The sequence below is a fragment of the Azotobacter vinelandii CA genome (assembly GCF_000380335.1).
GTDB classification, from domain to species: Bacteria; Pseudomonadota; Gammaproteobacteria; order Pseudomonadales; family Pseudomonadaceae; genus Azotobacter; species Azotobacter vinelandii.
Genome location: NC_021149.1, coordinates 4140771 through 4162899, shown reverse-complemented (window position 1 = coordinate 4162899; position 22129 = coordinate 4140771). Strand labels below are relative to the sequence as shown.

The window sequence follows — 22129 nt, the reverse complement described above, 5'->3', positions numbered from 1 at the left end:
AGCGCAGGGCCCGGCCCCGCGAGCGGGGCCGGGCCGGCTATAGCCAGCCGGCCAGTTTCGCCGTCTGATAACCCGAATACACCGCCAGGCAGAGGAAGGCCAGGGCGGCGATCCGGTGGATCAGCTTCAGCGGCAGGTTCTGGGCGACGAAGTTGCCGGCCAGCAGCACCACCGGTGCGTTGGATATCACGATGCCCAGCGTCGTGCCGATCGCCACGAAGAAGGGATAGGTGTACTGCGCGGCCAGCACCAGGGTGGCGACCTGGGTCTTGTCGCCCATCTCGGCGAAGAAGAAGGCGATGGTGCTGGTCAGGAAAGGACCGTAGCGCTTGAGCCTGGAGTCGTCGTCGTCGCCCCGCTGGTCGGGCAGCATGGTCCAGATGGCGATCGCGGCGAAGGCCACGGCGAGCATGCCGTTCAGTGCGACTTCCGAGAGGTGGCCGGCGACCAGGTGGCCGATTTCGGCGGCGAGGATATGGTTGCCGAGGATGCCGATGAACATGCCCCAGACGATCGGCCATGGCTTGCGGAAGCGCAGGGTCAGCAGCATGGCCAGCAACTGGGTCTTGTCGCCGATCTCGGCGAGGATGGAGATCTGGGTGGGGATGAAGAGGGATTCCATCGGATTTCCTGGGGGCGGGGTGACATTCTTCCGGGACACGCACGCCTCCCCGCCCCGGGTGTGAGGGACGCGTGCCATACCTTCGGCATATGTACGACGGGCCTGGAACGCACACGCTTCGGGATCGGGCGAGGGCTCCGGACAGGCGGGAGAGAACTCCCCTAGGACGGCGGGCATTGTGCCCAAGGGGGCCGCGCCGGGCAAGCGCGACCCCGTCTGGAGGGCTTACAGCCAGCCGGCCAGTCGCATCGCCTGGTAGCCGGTGTAGACGGCCAGGGCGGCGAAACCGGCGGCGGCGATGCGGCGGATCAGGCCCAGCGGCAGGCGGTCGGCGGCGAAGTTGCCGGCCAGCACCACTGGTACGTTGGCGATCAGCATGCCCAGCGTGGTGCCGATCACCACCAAGACGAAGTGCGGGTACTGCGCGGCCAGCATCACCGTGGCGACCTGGGTCTTGTCGCCCATCTCGGCGAGGAAGAAGGCGATCAGGGTGGTGAGGAAGGGGCCGTAGCGTTTGAGACCGGACTCCTCGTCCGCGTCCAGTTTGTCGGGGATCAGCGTCCAGATCGCCACAGCGGCGAAGGCGGCGGCGAGGATGGCGCTCAGCGCGGCGGGCGAGAAGAACCCGGCGACCCAGTTGCCCACCGCGCCGGCGGCGAAGTGGTTGGCCAGGGTGGCGACGACTATGCCCCAGACGATCGGCCAGGGCTGGCGGAAGCGGGCGGCGAGGAGCAGGGCGAGCAGTTGCGTCTTGTCGCCGATTTCGGCCAGGGCAACGATCAGGGTAGGGACGAAAAGGGATTCCATCGAATTTCCTGCAGGGGCGGGTCGACGACTCTTCCATGACACGCACGCCTCCCCGCCCCGGGTGAGGTGTACGTGTCATGGGTCTTGTCGAACCCTGCGGCCTGCATGAGGCCGGGGTCGCACCCGCCATGGCCTGCGGGCCAAGCATGTTGACGGGTGCCGGGCGAGCGGTCGCTCGCGGGAGACTACTCCCCCAGGACGGCGCGCATTGTGCCGAAGCGGCGGGCGGCGGGCAAGTTCAGCGTTCCCGTCCGGCGCGGTAGACGCGAAAGCCGTTTCCTTCGGCGAGCACCTGGCAGGGGCCGAGGTGACGCTCGATCAGCGGCGGATACTTGAGGAAGCTGTTGGCGACCAGGCGCAGCTCGCCGCCGGGACGCAGGTGCCGGGCGGCCTCGCGCAGCAGGTCCTCGGTGGCCCGGTAGTCGGTGTGCACGCCCTGGTGGAACGGTGGGTTGCTGACGATCGCCGCCAGTCCGTCGGGCGCGTCCCGGATGCCGTCGCCGGCGATCGTCTGCGCTTCCAGGCCGTTGGCCGCCAAGGTCAGGCGACTGCTGGCCAGGGCGAAGGCGTCGACGTCCAGTAGGATCACCCGGCTCTGCGGATAGCGCCGCTTGAGCAGCGCGCCGAGCACCCCGGCACCGCAGCCGAAGTCGAGCAGATCCCCCGGCGGCAGACCGTCGAGCCGTTCGAGGAGCAGGGCCGTGCCGCGGTCGAGGCGGCCATGGCTGAACACCCCGGGCAGACTGACCACTTCGAGCGGGCCGTCGGTCGCTTGCAGCCGATAGCGCTGGGCGCGCTCCTCCAGTACGGGAAGTGCTGGCGCCTGTTCCACCGTCACTTGCCACAACTGGCAGTGGCGGGCGCTGTCCAGCTTGCGCGGCCGGCCGAAGGCTTGCAACTGGCGGGCGGCGCTCTCGATGCCGCCGCGCTTTTCCCCCACCAGGTACAACTCGCCGCCGGGCAGGCGGGCGGCCAGGCTGTCGAGCAGGTAGCGGGCCAGTTCGGCGGACTTGGGCAGGAACAGCACGGCGGCGGCGAAGGGCCGCTCGTCGGGGGCGACGCCGAACCGGCAGCGGCCGGCGAAGCGCGCGGTCAGCGCCGCATGCTCTCCGGCGTGCCAGCTCCAGCCATGGGCGGCGGGCAGCCGGCCGAGCAGGTCGTCGGCCGGGAGGCCGGCCAGCAGCAGGTCGCCGCCGAACAGCTCGACCTGGCGCAACAGCACTTCGCTACGCGGGTCCATGGAATATCCTCGGAAAAAGCCCGCAGCTTAGCAGACCCTCGTTCAGGCGATCCGGCGCTTCGGCGTGCCGGCGAAATAGGCCAGGGCGTTTTCCGCCAGTTGGCCGACGATGCGCTGGCGCGCCTCGCGGCTGCCCCAGGCGCTGTGCGGAGTGAGGATCAGCCGCGGGATATCCGGCGCCAGCAGCGGATTGCCGTTGCGCGGCGGTTCCTCGCTGAGCACGTCGCAGGCCGCGCCGCCCAGGTGGCCGCGGCGCAGGGTGTCGGCCAGCGCCTGCTCGTCGACCAGTCCGCCGCGGCCGGTGTTGACCAGGAAGGCGCCGGGCTTCATCGCTTGCAATTGTTCGGCGCCGATCAGGTTGCGGGTCTGCTCGGTCAGCGGGCAGTGCAGGGTCAGCGCATCGACCTGCGGCAGCAGCTCGGCCAGCGGCAGGCGGTCGGCGCGTTCGGGACGGCCCGGCAACTGGCCGAGCAGCACGCGCATGCCGAAGGCTTCGGCGAGCCGGGCGACGGCGCTGCCCAGTTCGCCGTGGCCGAGCAGGCCGAGGGTCTTGCCCTCCAGTTCGACGATGGGGAAGTCCAGCAGGCAGAACTGCGCCGCCTGCTGCCAGCGGCCGGCGCGGATCGCCGTCTGGTAGTCGGGCAGGCGGGTGGCCAGGGCGAGCAGCAGCATCAGGGTGTGCTGGGCCACCGAGGGCGTGCCGTAGCCCTGGCAGTTGCACACCGTCACGCCATGGCTCCGGGCGGCGGCGAGATCGACGTTGTTGGTGCCGGTGGCGGCGACCAGCACCAGCCGCAGGTCGGGACAGGCGGCGAAGGTGTCCGCGTCCAGCGGTACCTTGTTGGCGATCGCCACCCGCACGCCGCGCAGCCGTCCGGCCACCTCGCCGGCGCTGCTGGCGTCGTGCAGCAGCAGTTCGTCGAAAGCCTGGCGCAACGGGGAGAGATCGAGGTCGCCGAGATCGAGGGAGGCATGATCGAGAAAGACGGCGCGGCGTGCGTTCATCGAAAGTTCCTTGGCTGGAGGAGTGGGGCAAGCGGGGAGCCTAACAGAGATGTTCCATTCGGCGCGAAAGGCGTTTCGGGGTGGCGGCGGTCCGGAGGAGACGGGGACAATAGAGGCTTTGCCCGTCGGGGCGAAGCACCATGGCTCATCTTGGAGTGCCGCGATGTCATCCCTTTCCGTCCTTCGCTGCCTGGCCGCCGCCTGCGTCGTCTCGCTGGCGATGCCGGCCGGCGCCGTGAGCTTCAATATCGGCTCGATCGAGGGACAGCTCGATTCCAGCCTGTCGCTGGAGGCGGCCTGGTCGACGGCTAGGACGGACAAGGATCTGATCGGCGCCAGCGGTGGGCGCGCCCTGTCGCCGATCAGCGACGACGGCCGGCGCAACTTCAAGCGCGGCGAAACCTTCGCCAAGCGCCTGCGCGGCGTGCACGGCCTGGAGTTCAAGCGCGGCGACGACGGCCTGTTCCTGCGCGGCGACTACTGGTACGACTTCGAGCTGAAGGACGAGCGGCGTCCGTTCCGGGACATCGACGACAGCAACCGCAAGGAGGGGGTGCGCGCCTCCGGCGCCCGGCTGCTGGATGCCTTCGTCTATCGCAACTACCTCGTCGGCGAGCTGCCGGGCTCCCTGCGTCTCGGCCGGCAGGTGGTGAACTGGGGCGAGGGCTTGTTCCTGCAGGGCGGCATCGATGCGATCAATCCCCTGGATGCGCGGACTTTCCGGCGCCCCGTCGCCGAGGTCCGCGACGGACGGCTGCCGGTCGCCCTGCTGCATCTCGCCCAGAGCCTCAACGCCGCCTTCACGCTGGAGGCCTTCTACCAACTGGCTTGGGACCAGAGCCTGAGCGACAACTGCGGCACCTTCTTTTCCCAGGCGGACATGCTGGCCGACGGCTGCGACCGCAATCTGGCGGTGCTCGGCCGGGCCAGCACCCTGAGCGCCGCCGAGATCGCCGCGCTCGAGGCCGAGGGCGTCGCCTGGACCTCGCCCGACGAAGGCGTGCTGGTGCGCCGTGGCGGCGACCGCGATGCCCGCGACGCTGGCCAGTGGGGGATCGCCCTGCGCTATTTCGCCGAATCGCTGGACACCGAGTTCTCCGCCTACTTCATGAACTATCATAGCCGCGCGGCGATCTTCAGCACCGTTGCCGCCGGCCCGGCGGCGTTCGCCGCGAACCTGCCGGCGGGCCTGCGGCCGCTGGCGGCGGCCGGCAACGCACGCTACTTCGCCGAGTATCCCGAGGATATCCGCCTGTTCGGCCTGGGCTTCGCCACCACGCTGGCGATGGGGACCCGCTGGCGCGGCGAATTGAGCTACCGGCCGAACGCCCCGGTACAGCTCAATATCAACGATCTCCTCGGCGCCACCCTGACGCCGCTGGACTCGGACGCGGCGCTCCTGCAGGCGACCGCGGGACAGGACATCCACGGCTACCGGCGCAAGGAGATCATCCAGGTGCAGACCGGTTTCAGCCAGGAACTGGATGCCGCCATGGGCGCCAGCCGCCTGACTTTGGAAGGGGAGGTCGGCTGGACCCACGTCGGCGGTCTGGAGGGGACGAGCGAGCTGCGCTACGGCCGCGATCCGCTGTTCGGCGCCGGGCCCTTGCCGGACGGCGCCTGCCAGGCGCAGAACGCTGCCCTGCTGGCCGGCCGCTCGCAGAAGAACCTCGCTCGGCATTGCGAGAGCGACGGCTTCACCACCCGCGACTCCTGGGGCTACCGGCTGCGCGCGACCTGGGCGTACCGCGATGTCCTGCCGGGCCTGGACCTCGAGCCGGGCATCGCCTGGTCCCACGACGTGGATGGCTATTCCCCCGGTCCCGACGGCAACTTCGTCGAAGGCCGCAAGGCGCTCGGCCTCAGCCTGGACGCCGTCTACCTGGACACCTACAGCGCCGGGCTGTCCTACACCGACTTCTTCGGCGGCGAGTACAGTACCCTGGCGGACCGCGACTTCCTGCTGCTGAGCCTCGGCGTGCGTTTCTAACCGGCGACGGGCATGCGCCGCTCAGCGCGAGGCGTTCAGCGCTGCGACGAGCTTGCCGTCATGGGCATAGATGTCCGGGCGGAAGACCAACTGGCCGCCGTCGTCGACCTGGACGGTCCAGTAGGCCAGCAGGATCGGCACCGGCCTGGGCAGGTTCAGGTTGCGGGTCTTGCCGCTGGCGAGGATTTCTTCGAAGCGCTGGCGTTCGGCCGGGCTGGCGCCTTCCAGCAGCAGGTCGGTGAGTTGCATCGCCCGCTCCACGCGGACGCAGCCGGAACTCAGGGTCCGCGTCTCCTTGGCGAACAGGTGCTGGCTCGGCGTGTCGTGCAGGTACACGGCGAAGGGGTTGGGGAAGCGGATGGCGATCCGCCCCAGCGGGTTGTGCGGACCGGGGTCCTGGCGAAGCATGATGCCGCTGGGGTTGTGCCAGTCGACGTTGCGCGGGTTGAGCTCCTTGCCCTGACGGTCGATCACCCGGAGGTTCTGGCTGGCCAGAAAGCCGATGTTGCGGCGGATCCGCGGCAGCTTGTCCTCGCGCAGGATGGTCGGCGGTACGGTCCAGGTCGGATTCAGGGTCAGGTGGGTGACCTGCGACTTGAGCAGCGGCGTGGGGCGGGTCGGCCGCCCCACCTGGGTGCGCGTCTGCCAGCGCGGCTGATGGTCGTGGAAGAAGGTCAACTGGGCGCCGGCGACATCCACCAGCAGCAGGGTCGGCTCCATCTCCCGGGCGAGCCAGCGGAAGCGCTCGAGGTTGACGCGGACCTGCGCCAGGCGCTCGGCGGGCGTGACGTTCAGCTCCGTCAGGGTGGCCGGGCCGACGACGCCGTCGTCGTCGAGGAAGTGCTTGGCCTGGAAGCGCTTCATGGCCTCGACCAGTTGCGGCGTGTAGCGCTGGCGGTCGCGGCCGGAGGCCCGCTCGCTCAGATAGCCTTCGGCGGCCAGGCGCTGTTCGAGCAGGGGGACGCGCTCGTCCGTCATGCCCGGGCGCAGCAGGCTGCCGTCCGGCACGAGCCGCCAGGCGCGTGGCGCATTGCGGCGCAGTTCCGCGTAGGCGTGGCGCAGCGCCCGGTAGGGTTCGAAGTCCGGACGGGCTTCGGCGAAGGCGGCGGGCAAGTCGTCCAGACGGGTCACGGCGAAGGCGGGAAACAGCGCGGGCGATGCCGGCGCGGGGCTGTCCGGGGCACGCCAGAGCGGCTCCACCCGAGCCTGGTCGAGCCGGCCATAGGCAAGGTGGCGCAGGGCTTGCAGGTAAACGTGGGTGGCCAGGGCGTCGGCGCAGGCGCTGCGCTGCGGATGGCCGGCCGGGTCGTCGGCCAGCCGGCGCAGGGTGGCGAACTGGTAGTTGGCCGGGTCCAGGCCGTCGTCGGCCAGTTGCTCGAGCTGTTCGAGCAGTCTTTCCAGGCGGCCATCGTGTGTCCAGACGCGCTGGTCGCCGAGCTGGCGATAGAAGGCCGACAGCGCCTCCTGGTCGAAGGCGTCGAGTTCGACGGCCGGGGAGGCGCAACTCAGCGATGGCTGCGCCAGTTGCTGCTGGAGCGCCTCGTCGCCGGGTGGCAGGGTATCCGGGGCCGCCAGGGCGAGCCTGGTGGTCAGAAGAAAGAGGCCGGTTAACACGGCTGTGCACGTTTTATACAATGGCTGGCTCCCAAGCCTGCAGAACATTCGGATCGCAGGTTGCCGGCTAGACTGCAATCATGTGGCGCGCATCATCAACCCAATCGCCCGGAGAGGCAAAGGGGCGTTGCGATCGTTCGCCATGTAACCCAAGAAACTTTAAAGAAAAAGAGGCGCGTTTTTCATGTTCACTCTTTTCCGGTTGCTCGTTCTGGCGCTGGCGGGGTTTTCCGTATCCGTCCACGCGGCACCGGCTTCCCGTTTCCTGCTCGATGGGCTGTCCAGGGCTGCCCCGAAACTGAACCGCGAGGTGCTGGACAGCGCCCTGGCGGCCATGCAGTGCGCCGTCAACAACGGCTCGGCGCCGGCCAAGCGTCTGGCGGTGATCGACTTTTCCCTGCCCTCGTCCGAGCGCCGGCTGTGGATCTTCGATCTGGAACGCAGGCGGCTGCTGCTGGAGGATTTCGTCGCCCACGGCCAGAACTCCGGCGAGAATTACGCCACGCGCTTCTCCAACGCCGAAGGCAGCCATCAGTCGAGCATCGGCCTGTTCCGCACCCAGGAAAGCTACGAAGGGCAGCACGGCTACTCGCTGCGCATGGACGGCCTCGAACCGGGCATCAACGACCGCGCGCGCGAGCGGGCCATCGTCATCCATGCCGCCCACTACGTGAGTCCGGCCTGGATCGCCCGCGAAGGACGCCTCGGGCGCAGCCACGGCTGCCCGGCGGTACGCCCGGAAGTGGCGCGTATGGTGGTCGACAGCCTCAAGGGTGGACAGTTCGTGTTTTCCTACTATCCCGACCAGAAGTGGCTGGCCTCGTCCCTCTACCTGAACTGCCGGCCGTCGCGGGTCGCCGCCATCCTGGCGTCGACGGCGGGAGTGGGCGGCTGAATGGACGGGACGACTGCCTCCCGGAGAGACGCTTGATCGAGTGGGGGAGGCGGGCCCTGGCGCCGTTCGGGGCACTCCTTCGCGCAGAGGGAAATTCCGCACCGGCAAAACGGTCGTAGGCGAAACGGGCCGATACTGCCGCGCAAGACATGCGCCGCTGCTTGATGGGCGCGATGTTTTGCAAGGATAGTCGTGAAGTCTTGCCGAATATGCCGGCCGGATACGGCCGCTACCACGCATCGATGATCCTGTATGGGTGCAGAGTCCTCTATTTCGCCTGTCGGCACCGACTTTCGCTGAGCGATGGCCGGGGACGGGGAATGGCGCCCGCGCTCGCCTGAGGCCGGCCGTCCCTGGTGGAAGCCGAGTACTTTTCACAAGCCTCTCCGGACGGGAATAGCGGTCCGCTCCCGAGCTGCCTTGCGCGGGCGGGATGGTCGAGGCGGACCGAGAGGTTCGTTTCGAGAAAACAGAGTCATGCACAAGGAACGTTATGAAGGCTGGCCACAGGGGTAGGAGGAGAGGTCGCGGCTGGCTGTTGCTGTCATTGCTGCTGTACCTGCCGATGGCCTGGAGCGGATCGCTGTCCCTCGCGTCGTGCGACCTGGAGCGCCTGGTGCTGCAACCCTGGCTGCGGGTGTTCGAGGATGCGCGGGCGGACATGAGCCTGGAGCAGATCCTGGCCTTGCCCGAGGAGCGCTTGTCGGCCGCGACGGCGCATCTGCTGGCCCCGGGTTACAGCCGGTCGGCGTTCTGGTTGCGCCTGGAACTGGAAAACCGCACCGGCCAGGCGTGCCAATGGTGGCTGTTCCCCGGCTCGGCGCGGGCCCGCGACATGATTCTCCATCAGCAGGAGGCGGGCGGCTGGAGTCGCCAGGTCGCCGGAGCCTGGCATCCTCTGGCCGAGTGGACCATGCCGACACGCCTGCCGGCGTTCGAGGTGGGGTTGCCGGCGGGGACGAGCAAGGTCCTGTGGCTGCGCCTGGCCAGCGATTACGCATTCGTCATGCAGCCGATGCTGCTGTCGCACACCGGCCTGCTCAAGGAACGTATGGCGGAAAGCCTGGCCGATGGACTGGTGTTCGGCATAGTGCTGTTGCTGGTGATCTTCAGCCTGGCGCTGGGCCGTATCTTCCGCCTGCCGCTGCTGGTGGCCCATGCCATGTCGATGCTCGCCTATTGTCTGAACGTGGCGCTGGCTACCGGCTATGGTTTCGTCTATCTGTGGCCGACGGCGATGGAGTGGGATGGCAGGGCGATCCTGCTCTCCAGCGCCTTGACGCGGATTCTGGTCATCGCCTACCTGCGCATTCTCCTGCTGGTGCGCCAGCAGCCGCCTTTCTGCGGGTATTTCCTGACCTGCTGCCAGCTCGCCATCGGCGGCCTGGCCGTGGGCCATGCGCTCTGGCCGGAGGTCGAGCTGCTGGCTCCAGGGGCCTGGCCGGGCATGCTGGCCGTCGTGGCGGCTTTGCTGGGGATCGCCGGCGCGACCCTGGTCGGACACCGGCAGAAACTGCCCTACGACTGGTTCTGCTACCTGGTGCCGGGACTGATCCTGCTGCAGGCGCTGCTGATCTATGCCTTCCTGTTCGGCCTGGCCAGCCGTCCGCCGGCGGAGTATTCCTGGCTGTCGCTGTCGACCCTGTATGGCGGTGCCTTGCTCTGCTACACCCTGGTCAGCCAGACGGCGCGCAGCCGGGGCCGCGAGCAGCGTGTCCTGGACGATATCGAGCAGCTCAAGCGGGCCGAGCAGGAGCGTCTGGAGCACGCCGTGGAGGTGCGCACCGCCCAGTTGCGCGACTCCCTGCGCGGACAGAACCTGCTGCTGGCCCGGATCAGCCACGACCTGCGCTCGCCGCTGCAGGGCATGCTCGAGCATGCGCGCCGGTTGCAGGCGAGGCCGGCCGGGCTCGCCGACTATTCGCGGCGGATCGAGCACAGTGTGCGCCATCAGCTCGAACTGATCGACGAGTTGCTGGAGTATTCGCGTGGCGAGCTGAAACAGTTGGAATTGTTGGTGGCGCCGGGCTACCTGTTCGGTTTTCTGCGCGAGATCGAAGAGCAGGGACGTTTTCTGGCCGAGCGCAATCACAACCGGCTGGAGTGTCATTTCGCCAACGATCTGCCGCCGCTGGTGAACGCCGATTTCCGCCGCCTGCGCCAGATCCTGGTGAATCTTCTGGCCAATGCCGGAAAATTCACCTGCGATGGCTGCATCGTGTTGTACGTCGCTTCGCTGATGTCGGTGACGGCGGGACGGGTGAAGCTGTATTTCAGCGTGGCCGACAGCGGTATCGGCATCGCCGCGGCCGAGCGCGAGCGGTTGCTCGAACCCTTCAGTCGCGGCAGCAATGCCGGCGACCGGGAGGGCTGCGGACTCGGGTTGTACATCGTCCGCCAGTTGCTGGGTTCGATGGGCAGCCGCCTGCTGATCGACGAGTCGGATCTGGGCGGCAGCCAGTTCAGCTTCGTCCTGGAACTGGATCTGGCGGCCGAGCAGCAACTGGAGCAGGTCTACATCGAGAGCCACGTGGCCACCGGCGAAGGGTACGATCGCCGGATACTGATCGTCGACGACGTTCTCGTCAGTCGGGAAATGCTCCGTGAACTGCTGGCCGGCTACGGCTACGATCCACTGGCCTGCGGCAGCGGCGAAGAGGCTCTGGCCCTGCTGGCGGCGGAGCCGGTGGATCTGCTGATCCTCGACCAGCTCATGCCCGGCATGAACGGTTGGATGGTGCTCGCCGAGGTGCGCAGGTGCTGGCCGGATCTGCCGGTATTGCTGTATTCGGCCTCGCCTCCGCTGCGGCCGTCATCCTTGCCCGGGCATCTGGAGTTCGATGCCTGCCTGCTCAAGCCGGCCAATAGCGGCGACCTGCTGTCCATGCTGGCGCTCCTTTTGCCAACGGTACCGGACAGAGCGTCGCAGGAGGTCTAACGATCGGCACGGACCGGCGCGGCGATGGCCGCGCTCCAAGCGGTCGTATCGGCGGTTCTTGCCGCTGTGGGAAAAAGCTTTTGCCCGCCTGCCTGCGAGGATGCGGACCCCGTCACTCGCCGGATGGCATGGCGCGCCAACGCCATGGCGGAATGATTTCGGGGAGCGGCAGTCCCCAGAGGCCACGCTGGAGCGATCTGGCTTCCGTTTCCAGCGATAGCAACTGCGGACTGTCGCTGGCTTCGTTGGAAACCCAGGCCGCGCCCTGCTGGACCATTTCCGCGTTGATATGGCGCTCGCCGATATAGATGTTGGCCAGCTTTATGCCGTAACGTGTCTGCCTGAGTACATCCAGCCTGATGTTCCGGTTGTAGACGAGATGGAAAAGCTGCAGTTGTGCCAGTTGGCCATAAGGCTGCACCAGCTCCGGGGCATCGATATTGGCCAGTTGAACCTCTATGCGTTGTTTGCTTTTGCTCAGGCAGGTCAGGCTGTCGCCATCCTGTACGCGGATGACCTTGCAGGTCATTTCGGCGGCTGAAACAGTCCCTGCGAACGACAGTACGGCAATGAGTCCGAGTTTAATGGGAATTTTTATCAAATAGACGAGCTGCCCTGTCGGGCGAGATCCTGTCCGGGCGGGGTAGGTACGATTCGCATGTTCCGCATGACTTGTTTCCTGCATCTTTCCCATTCAAGACCGCCAAATAATCAAGTGGAAAGCACAACCATTCCCAGGTTTCCGACAGCCAATGGCTGACAACTTCCGTTGGCGATATTGGCAAAACCATGACTGTCCGGAGGTCGCTCCCGGTTGCGCTCGAGCCTGAAGGATTTTCTTTGCCGAAGTCCGTTCGAGATAATCAGATTACCGCTTCGTCGTCGAGTCGCCAACGAGTAGGGAGGGGCTGGTCATGCCGATCCTGTCGACGCGGAATCCGTCGGCAGCCTTGGTGGCGATGGGCAGCCAGATCCGCCAGGCCTGGCCGGGGTCGACGGCATGCGCTTCGACGGTCTGGTTGGCCGCCACCTTGCCGTCCTTGAGGATGGCGAAGTCGATGAATACCGTCGGCAGGGGGCGTCCCGAGACATTCAGCGCAGTGCCTTGAAGATAGACTTGGTGATTTATCGTGATCAACTCCATGTTGCGCAGTCTCACTTCCTCGGCCCGTGTTTCCATGGAGCAAATGGCCATTATCGCCAGAATCAATATTCGTGGCATTTCTATTACCTTATTCTGGCAAGTCATCAACTTTCATCCTTCGCCCGAGTCGTTGTCGCCCTCATGGCCAACGAACATTTTTGTCACTGTCTCGAAATGCCGGGAGCGGGCATACCCTCGTATTGCTGCCCCACGCCGTAATTACCGTGGCACGGTTTTCCATTTTTCCTGTATTTATATCGGGAGACGGATTGCTTCATGGCTTCGGCACTCGATTGTTGCCGGGCATGAGTCGATAAAACAATCACCATGATTCAGGAATGGAGGGATCATGGATGTTTTCGTCAAGTTCACGGCTAGCCTAATGTTCGGTGGCCGCAGCGACTTTTGTTTTCACGGAAAAAACCTTTGCCGGCCGGTCTTGCCGCAAGGCACGGGACCGTACCTTTTGGCGGTTGGATGACATGCACGAAGACTCATTTCGGCTGGGCAACGGAGCGCATATCCTGCTGATCGACGATCAGCCCGAGGAGCTGCGCTCCCTGCGGGCCCTGTTGCAGGCGGAAGGATTCCGGGTCTCCCTGGCCAGCGATCCGCGGCAAGGGTTGCAGCGGGCCCTGGCGCTCTATCCGGACCTGATCCTGCTCGATGTGCGCATGCCGCAGGTGGACGGCTTCGCGCTGTGCCGCCTGCTGCGCGAGGCGCCGGGCGGCAGGCAGGCGCCGATCATTTTCCTGACCTCGGCGGCGAGCATCGACGAGCGGCTGACGGGCTTGCAACTGGGCAGTGTCGACTACGTGCTCAAATCCTGCGTGCCCGAGGAAATCCTCGCACGCATCCGCATCCATTTGCAGTTGGTGTGGCGCGAGCAGCTCCAGGCTCCCCTGCCGCCTCCGCAGCCGGTGGACCCCGATGAAATGATCCTGCATGCGGCGATGCGCCTGATCGCCCGTCACCTGGACCGCCCGCCGCCCTTGACCGAACTCGCCCGCCAGGTGGGGACCTACGACAAGCGGCTTTCGGGCGTTTTCCGCCGCCGCCTGGGAATGACGGTGTTCGCCTGGATTCGTGAGGAGCGACTGCGCAAGAGTCAGGAATTGTTGAGAGACAGCAGCATGTCCATCCAGGACATCGCGGAACTGGTCGGCTTCAGTAGCGCCGGCAACTTCGCCACGGCCTTTCGCGAGCGCCTGGGCATGACGCCCAGCGAGTTCCGCGAGCGGGTATGGGAGAGCCGGACGGACTGCTGAGGGGATGGGCCCTCGCGGTTTCCCGGACGGGCCTCGCGGGCAACCATCCTTTCTTCCTTTGCTCCGCAGTATGCCAAGATGGCGCACCGAAGCTTCCGGAGCCCCGCCCATGACCGCGCCCACCGCCCTGATCCGCGAAACCTTCCCTGTCGGCCCCCTGCGCTGCAACTGCACCATCGTCGGCGATCCCGTCAGCAAGAAGGCCATGGTCGTCGATCCGGGCGGCAATCCGGAGCTGATCCTGGCGCGTCTGCAGCGCCATGGGCTGAAGGTGGTGAGCATCGTTCACACCCATGCGCATTTCGATCACTTCCTCGCCGCCGGCCAGTTGAAGGAGCTGACTGGCGCGACCCTGCACCTGCATCAGGACGACCGTTTCCTCTGGGACAACCTGGAGATGCAGTGCCGCATGTTCGGCGTGCCCTACGCCCCGGTGCCGGCGCCCGACCATTGGCTGACCGACGACGAGGAGCTGGCCTGCGGCTGCGGTGTCGCGCTGCACACGCCGGGACATACGCCCGGCTCGATGAGCTTCTGGTTCGCCGATGCCAGGCTGCTGATCGCCGGCGATACTCTGTTCCATCGCAGCGTCGGGCGTACCGATCTCTGGGGCGGCGATGCCGCCGCGCTCAAGCGCTCGATCAGGGAGCGGCTCTATACGCTGGACGAGGAGGCCACGGTGGTCACCGGCCACGGTTCCGACACCCGCCTGGGCGACGAGATGCGGGAAAACCCCTTCGTCCGGGCCTGAGGCGGCGGGCGATCCGTTCACCCGCGTTGCAAGGACTCACGAAATCCCCCGACAATGGCAGGGAGATTCCCCTATCCGAGGCCCTGCGGATCGCGTAGGAATTTCCCGCCGTTTTCGTGTTCCAATCACCCTCCTTTTTCGGGGCTGATGAATCTCTTAGGAGCAGTACTGCATGTTTACTCCGTCTCGCCTGTTGATCGCCGCGACTGCCATGGCGTTGCTGGCCGGTTGTGCTTCGAACGATAACCCTTACCAGACCCAGGACCAGAACCAGGCCGGGCAGAGCGGCATGAGCCGCACCGCCAAGTACGGCGGTCTCGGTGCGCTGGCCGGCGCCGCCGCGGGCGCGCTGATCGATCACGACAACCGTGGCAAGGGCGCCCTGATCGGCGCCGCGGTGGGCGGTGCCGCCGGCGCCGGCTACGGCTACTACGCGGACAAGCAGGAAGCCCAGTTGCGCCAGCAGATGGCCGGCACCGGCGTCGAAGTGCAGCGCCAGGGCAACGACATCAAGCTGATCATGCCCGGCAACATCACCTTCGCCACCGGCTCGGCGGAAATCGCCAGCAACTTCTACACCCCGCTGAACGATCTGGCGAACTCCTTCAAGCAGTACGACCAGAACAGCATCGAGGTCATCGGCCACACCGACAGCACCGGTTCCTACCAGACCAACATGAGCCTGTCGCAGCGCCGTGCGCAGAGCGTGGCCAATTACCTGGTCGCCCAGGGCGTCAACGGCGCGCGGGTCACCACCCGCGGCGCCGGTCCGGACTCGCCGGTGGCGAGCAACGCCACCGAGTCCGGCCGTTCGCAGAACCGCCGCGTGGAGATCAACCTGCGCCCGCTGCCGGGCGCCGAAACCCAGCAGCAGCCGTAAGCCGAAAGGTTTCGCGCAGTGGAAGAGCCCGGCCGATGCCGGGCTCTTCCGTTTCAGCCGGCGGCGGTTTCGGCCTGGATCGCGGTGAGGGCGATGGTGAAGACGATGTCGTCGACCAGCGCGCCGCGGGAGAGGTCGTTCACCGGCTTGCGCAGGCCCTGCAGCATGGGGCCGACGCTGACGCAGTTGGCGCTGCGCTGCACCGCCTTGTAGGTGGTGTTGCCGGTGTTCAGGTCGGGGAACACGAACACCGTGGCGCGGCCGGCCACCGTGCTGTCCGGAGCCTTCTGCCGGGCGACTTCGGCGATCGCCGCGGCGTCGTACTGCAACGGACCGTCGATCGGCAGGTCGGGACGGGCCTGGCGGGCCAGTCGGGTGGCCTCGCGGACCTTCTCGACGTCCGCCCCTTCGCCGGAGGCGCCGGTGGAATAGCTGATCATCGCCACCCGCGGCGGAATGCCGAAGGCCTGCGCCGAGGCGGCGCTCTGCAAGGCGATGTCGGCCAGTTCCTCGGCGCTCGGGTCGGGATTCACCGCGCAGTCGCCGTAGACCAGCACCTGCTCCGGCAGCAGCATGAAGAACACCGAGGAAACCAGCTTGCAGCCCGGCGCGGTCTTGATCAGTTGCAGCGCCGGGCGGATGGTGTTGGCGGTGGTGTGCACGGCGCCGGAGACCAGGCCGTCGACCTCGTCCAGGGCCAGCATCAGGGTGCCGAGCACCACGTTGTCCTCCAGTTGGGCGCGTGCCGCCGGGGCGCTCAGGCCCTTGTGCCGGCGCAGCTCGACCATGGGCTCGACATAGCGCTCGCGGATCTGCTCGGGATCGACGATCTCCAGGCCGGCGGGCAGCTCGATACCCTGCGCGCGGGCCACCGCCTGCACCTCCTCGGGCCTGGCCAGCAGCACGCAGCGGGCGATGCCGCGCCGCTGGCAGATCGCCGCGGCCTGCACGGTGCGCGGTTCGCTGCCTTCCGGCAGGACGATGCGCCGGTTCGCCGCCTGGGCCCGCTTTACCAGGTTGTAGCGGAACGCCGGCGGCGACAGGCGTGGCTCGCGGGGCGTGCCGCAGCGCTGGATGAACCAGGCGCGGTCCAGGTGACTGGCCACGTAGTCGCTGATCCGCTCGGCGCGTTCCAGATCGTCGAGGGGGATTTCCCGGTTCAGCCGCTCCAGTTCGCGCAGGGTGTCCTCGGGATCGCGCTCCACGGCGAGCACCGGCAGGCCGTCGGCCATGGCCGGCCGGCACAGTTCGAGCACCCGTTCGTCGGCGGGCAGGGCGCCGCACAGCAGCAGGCCGGCCAGCGACATGCCGTTGCGGCTGGCCAGGCCGGCGGCGAGGATCACGTCATGGCGGTCGCCGGGCGCCAGCAGCAGGGTGCCCGGCTTGAAGCGCGGCAGCAGGCTCGGCGCGGCGGCGGCGCACAGCAGGCTGTGCTGCACCCGGCGCTGGCGGTAGTCGCCGGGGTTGAGCAGGCGCGCGCCGAGCAGGTCGGCGATGTCGCTGGTGCGCGGGGTGTTCAGCGTGTCGCGCCAGGGCACGCAGCCGAGCAGGCGCAGGTTCCGGCCCAGCGGTTCCGGCTGGCACAGGCGCTCGGCCAGCGGTCCCGGAGGCACCTTGTTGAGGATCGCCCCAGCGACCGGCGTGTCCTGGCCGGCGCCGAGCAGACGGGCCTGGATCTCCAGGTGGTCGCGCAGTTCCTCGAGGCTTTCCTCGGCCGGCGTGGAGACCAGGATGACGTCGGCGTTCAGGCTGCGCGCCAGATGTCCGTTGAGGCGCGCGGCATAGCCGACCTGCGGGCTCGGCACCAGACCCTCGACGATCAGCACGTCGTGGCCGTTTTCCAACTGTTGCAGGCGGCCGACGATGTCCTCCAGCAGCTCGTTCAACTGGCCGTCGCCGAGGCGCCGCTCCACTCGGGCCAGGGGCAGGGGTTCCGGCGGATCGAGGTGGTGGGTGCGGGCGATCAGTGCGCTGGTGCGCTCCGGGCCGCAATCGCCGGGGTGCGGCTGGGCGACCGGCTTGAAGAAGCCGACTTTCAGTCCGTAGCGCTCCAGGGCGCGGACCAGACCGAGGCTGATCGAGGTGAGGCCGACGCCGTAGCTGCTGGGGGCGATCAGGAAGGTCTGCATGGGGCTGTCCTTGTCAGGAGGCGGAGGAATCGAGCAGCGCCAGGGTGTCCAGGGCGATCTGCTGCTCTTCGTTGGTGGGGATCACCAGCAGGCGCGGATGGCCGGGGGCGTTGATCGCACCGCTGACGCCGCCGACGCAACGGGCGTTGGCGGTCTCGTCGACGACCAGGCCGAGCAGTCCCATGTGGGCGACGGTCCTGGCGCGCACCAGCGGCGAGTTCTCGCCGATGCCGCCGGTGAAGATCGCCCCGTCCAGGCGCGGCAGGGCGCAGAACAGCGCGGCCAGCGACTTGGCCAGGCGGTAGCAGAACACCTCGATGGCCAGGGTCGCCTGGCGGTGGCCCCGGGCACGCTCCTGCTCCAGGTTGCGCATGTCGTTGGACAGCCCGGACAGGCCGAGCAGGCCGCTCTCGCTGTTCAGCAGGTGGTCGATTTCCGTGAGGCTCCAGCCCAGGGTGCGGGCCAGGTGGCTGTGCAGGTTGGGGTCGACGTCACCGCTGCGGGTGCCCATCACCAGGCCTTCCAGCGGGGTCAGGCCCATGCTGGTGTCGCGGCTCTGGCCGTCGACGATGGCGCAGGTCGAGCAGCCGTTGCCCAGGTGGGCGCTGAGCCAGCAACTGTCGCCGGGGGACAGGCCGGTGATCTCGGCGGCGCGCCGGCCGACGTAGCGGTGGCTGGTACCGTGGAAGCCGTAGCGGCGCACACCGTGCTCGCGATAGAAGCGCTCCGGAATGGCGTAGCGGTAGGCGTGTTCCGGCATGCTCTGATGGAAGGCGGTATCGAACACCGCGACCTGCGGCAAGTCGGGGAACAGCGCCAGGGCGGTCTCGATGCCGAGCAGGTTGGCCGGGTTGTGCAGCGGCGCCAGCGGTACCGTCTCGCGGATCGCCGCGAGCGTCCGCGCGTCGATCAGGCAGGACTGGGTGAACTGCTCGCCGCCGTGCACCACCCGGTGGCCGATGCCGTGCAGGCCTCCGCCGCAGGCCGCCTCGACCAGCGGCAGCAGCGCCTGGAGCGCGGCGCGGTGATCGGCGCCGGGCAGTTCGCGGCGCTGGCGGATGTTCGCCGCCTGCCACCAGTGCAGCGTGGCTTGCGGGCCGGCCAGGCGCTCGGCCTGGCCGGCGAGCAGGGGCGTGGAGTGGGCCTGGCTGAGCAGGGCGAACTTGAGCGACGAGCTGCCGCAGTTGAGCACCAGTATGTTGCGCGTGGCCATCGATCCTCCTTGAGGCATTCCTTCCGGCGCCAGCCGCGGTAAAGAAGGTTGACCGGGCAGGGGCCGACGATGTTCCGGAGCAGGCGTTCGAGCCGGTTCTGCCGGGGCATGCGCCGGTCGGGCAACGCCTGGCGGGAGCCGCTCGGGCGCGCGCTCCCGGTCCGCTGATCCTCGCCCGGTTCGCTTTCCCGCAAGGTGACGGTTACACTGAGAACTTCATTCTTCTTTCGTAAAAGGTTGTTCGCCCATGCTGATTGCCACCAACAAGGCCGTCTCCATCGACTATACCCTGACCAACGATGCCGGTGAGGTGATCGACAGCTCCGCCGGCGGCGCGCCGCTGGTCTATCTGCATGGGGCCGGAAACATCATCGTCGGCCTGGAAAAGGCGTTGGAAGGCAAGCAGGCCGGGGACGAGCTGAAGGTATCCATCGAGCCGGAAGAAGCCTATGGCGAGTACAGCCCCGAACTGGTCGCCACCCTCAACCGCGCCATGTTCGAGGGCGTCGACGAACTGGCGGTGGGCATGCAGTTCCACGCCTCCGGCCCGGACGGCAGCATGCAGATCGTCACCATCCGCGACCTGGACGGCGACGACGTGACCGTCGACGGCAACCATCCGCTGGCCGGCCAGCGCCTGAACTTCCAGGTCAAGGTGGTCAGCGTGCGCGATGCCCATCCGGAAGAGATCGCCCACGGCCATATCCACGGCGCGGGCGGCCACCATCACTGAAGCCGGTCCGCCGGCCGGTCGCGACACATCGGAAAGGCGCCGTTCGGCGCCTTTTCTCTTGGCAAGCAGGAGAGTCGAGAGATGAGTGCGTTCCATGATCTGACCTTGCGCGGCCTGGACGGGCAGGACCTGCCGCTGGCACAGTTCCGAGACAAGGTGGTGCTGGTAGTCAACGTCGCCTCCAAATGCGGCCTGACGCCCCAGTATGCCGGCTTGGAGAAGCTTCACCTGCAGTATCGCGAGCGCGGCTTCAGCGTGCTCGGCCTGCCGTGCAACCAGTTCGCCGGGCAGGAGCCGGACAACGAGGCGCAGATCCGCGAGTTCTGCTCCCTCAATTACGGCGTGACCTTCCCTTTGGCGGCCAAACTCGAGGTCAACGGCTCCGGCCGTCATTCCCTGTACCGCCTGCTGGCGGGAGAGGGCGCCGAGTTTCCCGGCGATATCACCTGGAATTTCGAGAAGTTCCTGGTGGGACGCGACGGCCGCGTACTGGCGCGCTTCTCGCCGCGCACCGCCCCGGACGACCCGGCGTTGCTGCAGGCGATCGAAAAGGCGCTGGGTTGATCAGGATTTGCCCCGCGTCTTGAGCAGGTCGCGGATCTCTTCGAGCAGTTGCTGGTCGCGGGTCGGCGCCGGCGGCAGGCTCGGCGCCTCGGCCTCCTTGCGCTTGAGCTGGTTGAGCGCCTTGACGCCGATGAAGATGGCGAAGGCGATGATCAGGAAATCGATCACCGTCTGGATGAACCGGCCATAGGCCAGCACCACCGCGGGCATGTCGCCCTGGGCCTGCTTGAGGGTGATGGCCAGATCGGAGAAGTCCACTCCGCCGATCAACAGGCCGAGCGGCGGCATGATCACGTCCCCGACGAAGGACGAGACGATCTTGCCGAAGGCCGCGCCGATGATGATCCCCACCGCCATGTCCACCACGTTGCCCTTGACGGCGAAAGCCTTGAATTCGCTGAGCATGCCCATGGGGGCGCTCCTCGCTGAGGTGACCGGGTTGCAGTTTAGGACACGCCTGTCTGGCCATCGCCCCGGCCGCGGGAGGTTCGCCGCTGCTTCCCGCTCCCCGGGTGCCGGCGATGCTGCGGAGCGTCTGGCGCGCGGACCGATCCGTTCGCTGTGCGGCCCGGCGGCCGTGCTGGCCGGCTGCTAAGGTGAAAAGGTCCGGTCACCATCGTCAGAGGAGGAGTGCTGCATGTACTACGTCGATCCCCACCCCCTGAGCAAGGATTTCCCGGACATGGCCGAAGCGTTGCGACGCCTGCGGCAGACGAGTCCCAGCTTCTCCCGCCTGGTCGAGGACTACGAGGCGCTGGACAAGCGTATCTGCCTCATCGAGGGCGGCACGGAGAACATGGACGACCTGCAACTGAACGCGCTGAAGCAGGAACGGGTGGTGATGAAGGACGATATCGCTCGCCAGCTCAGAAAGGCGCTCGACAACGGTAGCTGAGTCCGCGCACGGCCCCGGCCCCGGCCGTTATCATGCGGGTTTTTCCCGAAGCGGAGTTCCCATGGCCAAGGCCAAGCGCATGTACGGCTGTACCGAGTGTGGCGCCACCTTCCCGAAATGGGCCGGCCAGTGCGGCGAATGCGGCGCCTGGAACACCCTGGCGGAAACCCTGCTGGAGGGCACGGCGACGCCGAGCGGGCGCGGCGGCTGGGCCGGCCAGCAGGCCAGCGTCAGGACCCTGGCAGAGGTCAGCGTCGAGGAGCTGCCGCGCTTTTCCACCGCCTCGAAGGAGCTCGACCGGGTGCTCGGCGGCGGTCTGGTAGACGGTTCGGTGGTGCTGATCGGCGGCGACCCGGGAATCGGCAAGTCGACCATCCTTCTGCAGACCCTGTGCAATGTCGCCGAGCGCTTCCCGGCGCTCTACGTCACCGGCGAGGAATCCCAGCAGCAGGTCGCCATGCGCGCCCGGCGGCTGGACCTGCCGCTGGACAGGCTCAAGGTGATGACCGAGACCTGCATCGAGGCGATCGTCGCCACCGCCCGCCTGGAAAAGCCCAAGGTGATGGTGATCGACTCGATCCAGACCATCTTCACCGAGCAGTTGCAGTCGGCGCCCGGCGGCGTCGCCCAGGTGCGCGAGAGCGCGGCGCTGCTGGTGCGTTTCGCCAAGCAGAGCGGTATCGCGGTGTTCCTGGTCGGCCACGTGACCAAGGAGGGCTCGCTGGCCGGCCCCCGGGTGCTCGAGCACATGGTCGATACCGTGCTGTATTTCGAGGGCGAGTCCGACGGCCGCCTGCGCCTGTTGCGGGCGGTGAAGAACCGCTTCGGCGCGGTCAACGAGCTGGGCGTGTTCGGCATGACCGACAAAGGCCTGAAGGAGGTTTCCAATCCCTCGGCGATCTTCCTCACCCGCGCCCAGGAGGCGGTGCCCGGCAGCGTGGTGATGGCCACCTGGGAGGGCTCGCGGCCGATGCTGGTCGAGGTGCAGGCGCTGGTCGACGACAGCCACCTGGCCAACCCGCGGCGCGTCACCCTCGGCCTCGACCAGAACCGTCTGGCCATGCTGCTGGCCGTGCTGCACCGCCACGGCGGCATCCCCACCTACGATCAGGATGTTTTCCTCAATGTGGTCGGCGGGGTCAAGGTGCTGGAAACCGCCTCGGATCTGGCGCTGCTCGCCGCGGTGATCTCCAGCCTGCGCAATCGACCCTTGCCCCACGACCTCCTGGTGTTCGGCGAAATCGGCCTGTCCGGTGAGATCCGTCCGGTGCCGAGCGGCCAGGAGCGCCTCAAGGAGGCCGCCAAGCACGGTTTCAGGCGCGCCATCGTGCCCAGGGGTAACGCACCCAAGGAAGCGCCGGCCGGGCTGGCGGTGATCCCGGTGACGCGCCTGGAACAGGCCCTGGATGCGCTCTTCGAATAATGAGCGGATGCCAGGGGG

General features: G+C 67.4%; 20 protein-coding genes. 10 read left to right on the top strand and 10 right to left on the bottom strand.

The features are described from left to right. Positions 1 to 37 precede the first annotated feature (37 nt). The 4 genes from AVCA_RS18760 to AVCA_RS18745 all read right to left on the bottom strand — a co-directional run bounded on the left by AVCA_RS18760 (position 38) and on the right by AVCA_RS18745 (position 3674). Complete coding sequence (locus AVCA_RS18760) at positions 38 to 622, bottom strand: TMEM165/GDT1 family protein (RefSeq protein ID WP_012702632.1); 585 nt, start codon at positions 620 to 622, stop codon at positions 38 to 40. A 225-nt stretch (positions 623 to 847) separates the two neighbouring features. Then, positions 848 to 1429 carry a TMEM165/GDT1 family protein gene (locus AVCA_RS18755; RefSeq protein ID WP_012702631.1) on the bottom strand — a complete coding sequence of 194 codons (582 nt, stop codon included), beginning with the start codon at positions 1427 to 1429 and terminating at the stop codon, positions 848 to 850. Positions 1430 to 1667: 238 nt separating this feature from the next. Beyond that, positions 1668 to 2669, bottom strand: a complete 1002-nt coding sequence (locus AVCA_RS18750; RefSeq protein WP_012702630.1) for a methyltransferase — start codon at positions 2667 to 2669, stop codon at positions 1668 to 1670. 42 nt (positions 2670 to 2711) lie between these two features. Then, positions 2712 to 3674, bottom strand: a complete 963-nt coding sequence (locus tag AVCA_RS18745) for a 2-hydroxyacid dehydrogenase (RefSeq protein WP_012702629.1) — start codon at positions 3672 to 3674, stop codon at positions 2712 to 2714. Between the two features lie 163 nt (positions 3675 to 3837). Between AVCA_RS18745 and AVCA_RS18740 the strand changes: the two genes are divergently transcribed. Then, positions 3838 to 5664, top strand: a complete 1827-nt coding sequence (locus AVCA_RS18740; protein ID WP_012702628.1) for a DUF1302 domain-containing protein — start codon at positions 3838 to 3840, stop codon at positions 5662 to 5664. Positions 5665 to 5685: 21 nt separating this feature from the next. Here the strand turns inward: AVCA_RS18740 and AVCA_RS18735 are convergent, their stop codons facing one another. After that, on the bottom strand, positions 5686 to 7299 hold the full coding sequence (locus AVCA_RS18735; protein ID WP_461781717.1) for a L,D-transpeptidase family protein: 1614 nt from the start codon (positions 7297 to 7299) through the stop codon (positions 5686 to 5688). 163 nt (positions 7300 to 7462) lie between these two features. Between AVCA_RS18735 and AVCA_RS18730 the strand changes: the two genes are divergently transcribed. Both AVCA_RS18730 and AVCA_RS18725 read left to right on the top strand, forming a co-directional pair. Further along, a complete protein-coding gene (locus tag AVCA_RS18730; protein ID WP_012702626.1) occupies positions 7463 to 8173 on the top strand; it encodes a murein L,D-transpeptidase catalytic domain family protein in 711 nt (236 codons plus the stop codon). Between the two features lie 538 nt (positions 8174 to 8711). Next, on the top strand, positions 8712 to 11111 hold the full coding sequence (locus tag AVCA_RS18725; RefSeq protein ID WP_236616269.1) for a hybrid sensor histidine kinase/response regulator: 2400 nt from the start codon (positions 8712 to 8714) through the stop codon (positions 11109 to 11111). A gap of 112 nt (positions 11112 to 11223) precedes the next feature. Here the strand turns inward: AVCA_RS18725 and AVCA_RS18720 are convergent, their stop codons facing one another. Further along, positions 11224 to 11805, bottom strand: coding sequence for a thermonuclease family protein (locus AVCA_RS18720; RefSeq protein ID WP_231876179.1), 582 nt, complete (start codon positions 11803 to 11805; stop codon positions 11224 to 11226). A gap of 174 nt (positions 11806 to 11979) precedes the next feature. Next, the gene (locus tag AVCA_RS18715; protein ID WP_236616267.1) at positions 11980 to 12360 is read right to left on the bottom strand and encodes an FxLYD domain-containing protein; all 381 of its coding nucleotides are present in this window, start codon (positions 12358 to 12360) and stop codon (positions 11980 to 11982) included. 377 nt (positions 12361 to 12737) lie between these two features. On the opposite strand from AVCA_RS18715, the gene AVCA_RS18710 reads away from it, so the two are divergent. From AVCA_RS18710 to AVCA_RS18700, 3 genes are all read left to right on the top strand, one after another. Beyond that, positions 12738 to 13523 carry a response regulator transcription factor gene (locus tag AVCA_RS18710; protein WP_012702622.1) on the top strand — a complete coding sequence of 262 codons (786 nt, stop codon included), beginning with the start codon at positions 12738 to 12740 and terminating at the stop codon, positions 13521 to 13523. Between the two features lie 109 nt (positions 13524 to 13632). Continuing rightward, on the top strand, positions 13633 to 14274 hold the full coding sequence (locus AVCA_RS18705) for an MBL fold metallo-hydrolase (RefSeq protein ID WP_012702621.1): 642 nt from the start codon (positions 13633 to 13635) through the stop codon (positions 14272 to 14274). Positions 14275 to 14446: 172 nt separating this feature from the next. Further along, the gene (locus AVCA_RS18700; protein WP_041807394.1) at positions 14447 to 15154 is read left to right on the top strand and encodes an OmpA family protein; all 708 of its coding nucleotides are present in this window, start codon (positions 14447 to 14449) and stop codon (positions 15152 to 15154) included. 53 nt (positions 15155 to 15207) lie between these two features. Here AVCA_RS18700 and pta read toward each other — a convergent pair whose 3' ends face one another. Both pta and AVCA_RS18690 read right to left on the bottom strand, forming a co-directional pair. Beyond that, positions 15208 to 17283 (bottom strand): phosphate acetyltransferase, encoded by a 2076-nt coding sequence (gene pta / locus AVCA_RS18695; protein WP_012702619.1) that lies wholly within the window; start codon positions 17281 to 17283, stop codon positions 15208 to 15210. 13 nt (positions 17284 to 17296) lie between these two features. Next, complete coding sequence (locus AVCA_RS18690; RefSeq protein WP_012702618.1) at positions 17297 to 18496, bottom strand: acetate kinase; 1200 nt, start codon at positions 18494 to 18496, stop codon at positions 17297 to 17299. Positions 18497 to 18743: 247 nt separating this feature from the next. Here AVCA_RS18690 and AVCA_RS18685 point away from each other — a divergent pair, with 247 nt between their 5' ends. Both AVCA_RS18685 and AVCA_RS18680 read left to right on the top strand, forming a co-directional pair. Beyond that, positions 18744 to 19229 (top strand): FKBP-type peptidyl-prolyl cis-trans isomerase, encoded by a 486-nt coding sequence (locus tag AVCA_RS18685; protein ID WP_012702617.1) that lies wholly within the window; start codon positions 18744 to 18746, stop codon positions 19227 to 19229. An 81-nt stretch (positions 19230 to 19310) separates the two neighbouring features. Then, on the top strand, positions 19311 to 19793 hold the full coding sequence (locus AVCA_RS18680) for a glutathione peroxidase (RefSeq protein ID WP_012702616.1): 483 nt from the start codon (positions 19311 to 19313) through the stop codon (positions 19791 to 19793). On the opposite strand, the gene mscL is transcribed toward AVCA_RS18680, so the two are convergent. Then, positions 19794 to 20204: a large-conductance mechanosensitive channel protein MscL gene (gene mscL / locus AVCA_RS18675; RefSeq protein WP_012702615.1), complete on the bottom strand. Its 411-nt coding sequence runs from the start codon at positions 20202 to 20204 to the stop codon at positions 19794 to 19796. Positions 20205 to 20430: 226 nt separating this feature from the next. On the opposite strand from mscL, the gene AVCA_RS18670 reads away from it, so the two are divergent. Together AVCA_RS18670 and radA are read left to right on the top strand one after the other, a co-directional pair. Further along, complete coding sequence (locus tag AVCA_RS18670) at positions 20431 to 20688, top strand: YdcH family protein (RefSeq protein WP_012702614.1); 258 nt, start codon at positions 20431 to 20433, stop codon at positions 20686 to 20688. A gap of 61 nt (positions 20689 to 20749) precedes the next feature. Continuing rightward, the gene (gene radA, locus AVCA_RS18665; protein ID WP_012702613.1) at positions 20750 to 22111 is read left to right on the top strand and encodes a DNA repair protein RadA; all 1362 of its coding nucleotides are present in this window, start codon (positions 20750 to 20752) and stop codon (positions 22109 to 22111) included. Positions 22112 to 22129 lie beyond the last annotated feature (18 nt).

Excerpts from the sequence above, each read along its gene's own strand:
- radA (WP_012702613.1), top strand. The coding sequence starts at position 20,750 with ATGGCCAAGGCCAAGCGCATGTACGGCTGTACCGAGTGTGGCGCCACC.
- AVCA_RS18710 (WP_012702622.1), top strand. The coding sequence starts at position 12,738 with ATGCACGAAGACTCATTTCGGCTGGGCAACGGAGCGCATATCCTGCTG.
- AVCA_RS18755 (WP_012702631.1), bottom strand. The coding sequence starts at position 1,429 with ATGGAATCCCTTTTCGTCCCTACCCTGATCGTTGCCCTGGCCGAAATC.
- AVCA_RS18705 (WP_012702621.1), top strand. The coding sequence starts at position 13,633 with ATGACCGCGCCCACCGCCCTGATCCGCGAAACCTTCCCTGTCGGCCCC.
- AVCA_RS18745 (WP_012702629.1), bottom strand. The coding sequence starts at position 3,674 with ATGAACGCACGCCGCGCCGTCTTTCTCGATCATGCCTCCCTCGATCTC.
- AVCA_RS18750 (WP_012702630.1), bottom strand. The coding sequence starts at position 2,669 with ATGGACCCGCGTAGCGAAGTGCTGTTGCGCCAGGTCGAGCTGTTCGGC.
- AVCA_RS18700 (WP_041807394.1), top strand. The coding sequence starts at position 14,447 with ATGTTTACTCCGTCTCGCCTGTTGATCGCCGCGACTGCCATGGCGTTG.
- AVCA_RS18760 (WP_012702632.1), bottom strand. The coding sequence starts at position 622 with ATGGAATCCCTCTTCATCCCCACCCAGATCTCCATCCTCGCCGAGATC.
- AVCA_RS18740 (WP_012702628.1), top strand. The coding sequence starts at position 3,838 with ATGTCATCCCTTTCCGTCCTTCGCTGCCTGGCCGCCGCCTGCGTCGTC.
- AVCA_RS18715 (WP_236616267.1), bottom strand. The coding sequence starts at position 12,360 with ATGACTTGCCAGAATAAGGTAATAGAAATGCCACGAATATTGATTCTG.
- AVCA_RS18685 (WP_012702617.1), top strand. The coding sequence starts at position 18,744 with ATGCTGATTGCCACCAACAAGGCCGTCTCCATCGACTATACCCTGACC.
- AVCA_RS18720 (WP_231876179.1), bottom strand. The coding sequence starts at position 11,805 with ATGGGAAAGATGCAGGAAACAAGTCATGCGGAACATGCGAATCGTACC.
- AVCA_RS18730 (WP_012702626.1), top strand. The coding sequence starts at position 7,463 with ATGTTCACTCTTTTCCGGTTGCTCGTTCTGGCGCTGGCGGGGTTTTCC.
- mscL (WP_012702615.1), bottom strand. The coding sequence starts at position 20,204 with ATGGGCATGCTCAGCGAATTCAAGGCTTTCGCCGTCAAGGGCAACGTG.
- AVCA_RS18680 (WP_012702616.1), top strand. The coding sequence starts at position 19,311 with ATGAGTGCGTTCCATGATCTGACCTTGCGCGGCCTGGACGGGCAGGAC.
- AVCA_RS18670 (WP_012702614.1), top strand. The coding sequence starts at position 20,431 with ATGTACTACGTCGATCCCCACCCCCTGAGCAAGGATTTCCCGGACATG.
- pta (WP_012702619.1), bottom strand. The coding sequence starts at position 17,283 with ATGCAGACCTTCCTGATCGCCCCCAGCAGCTACGGCGTCGGCCTCACC.
- AVCA_RS18690 (WP_012702618.1), bottom strand. The coding sequence starts at position 18,496 with ATGGCCACGCGCAACATACTGGTGCTCAACTGCGGCAGCTCGTCGCTC.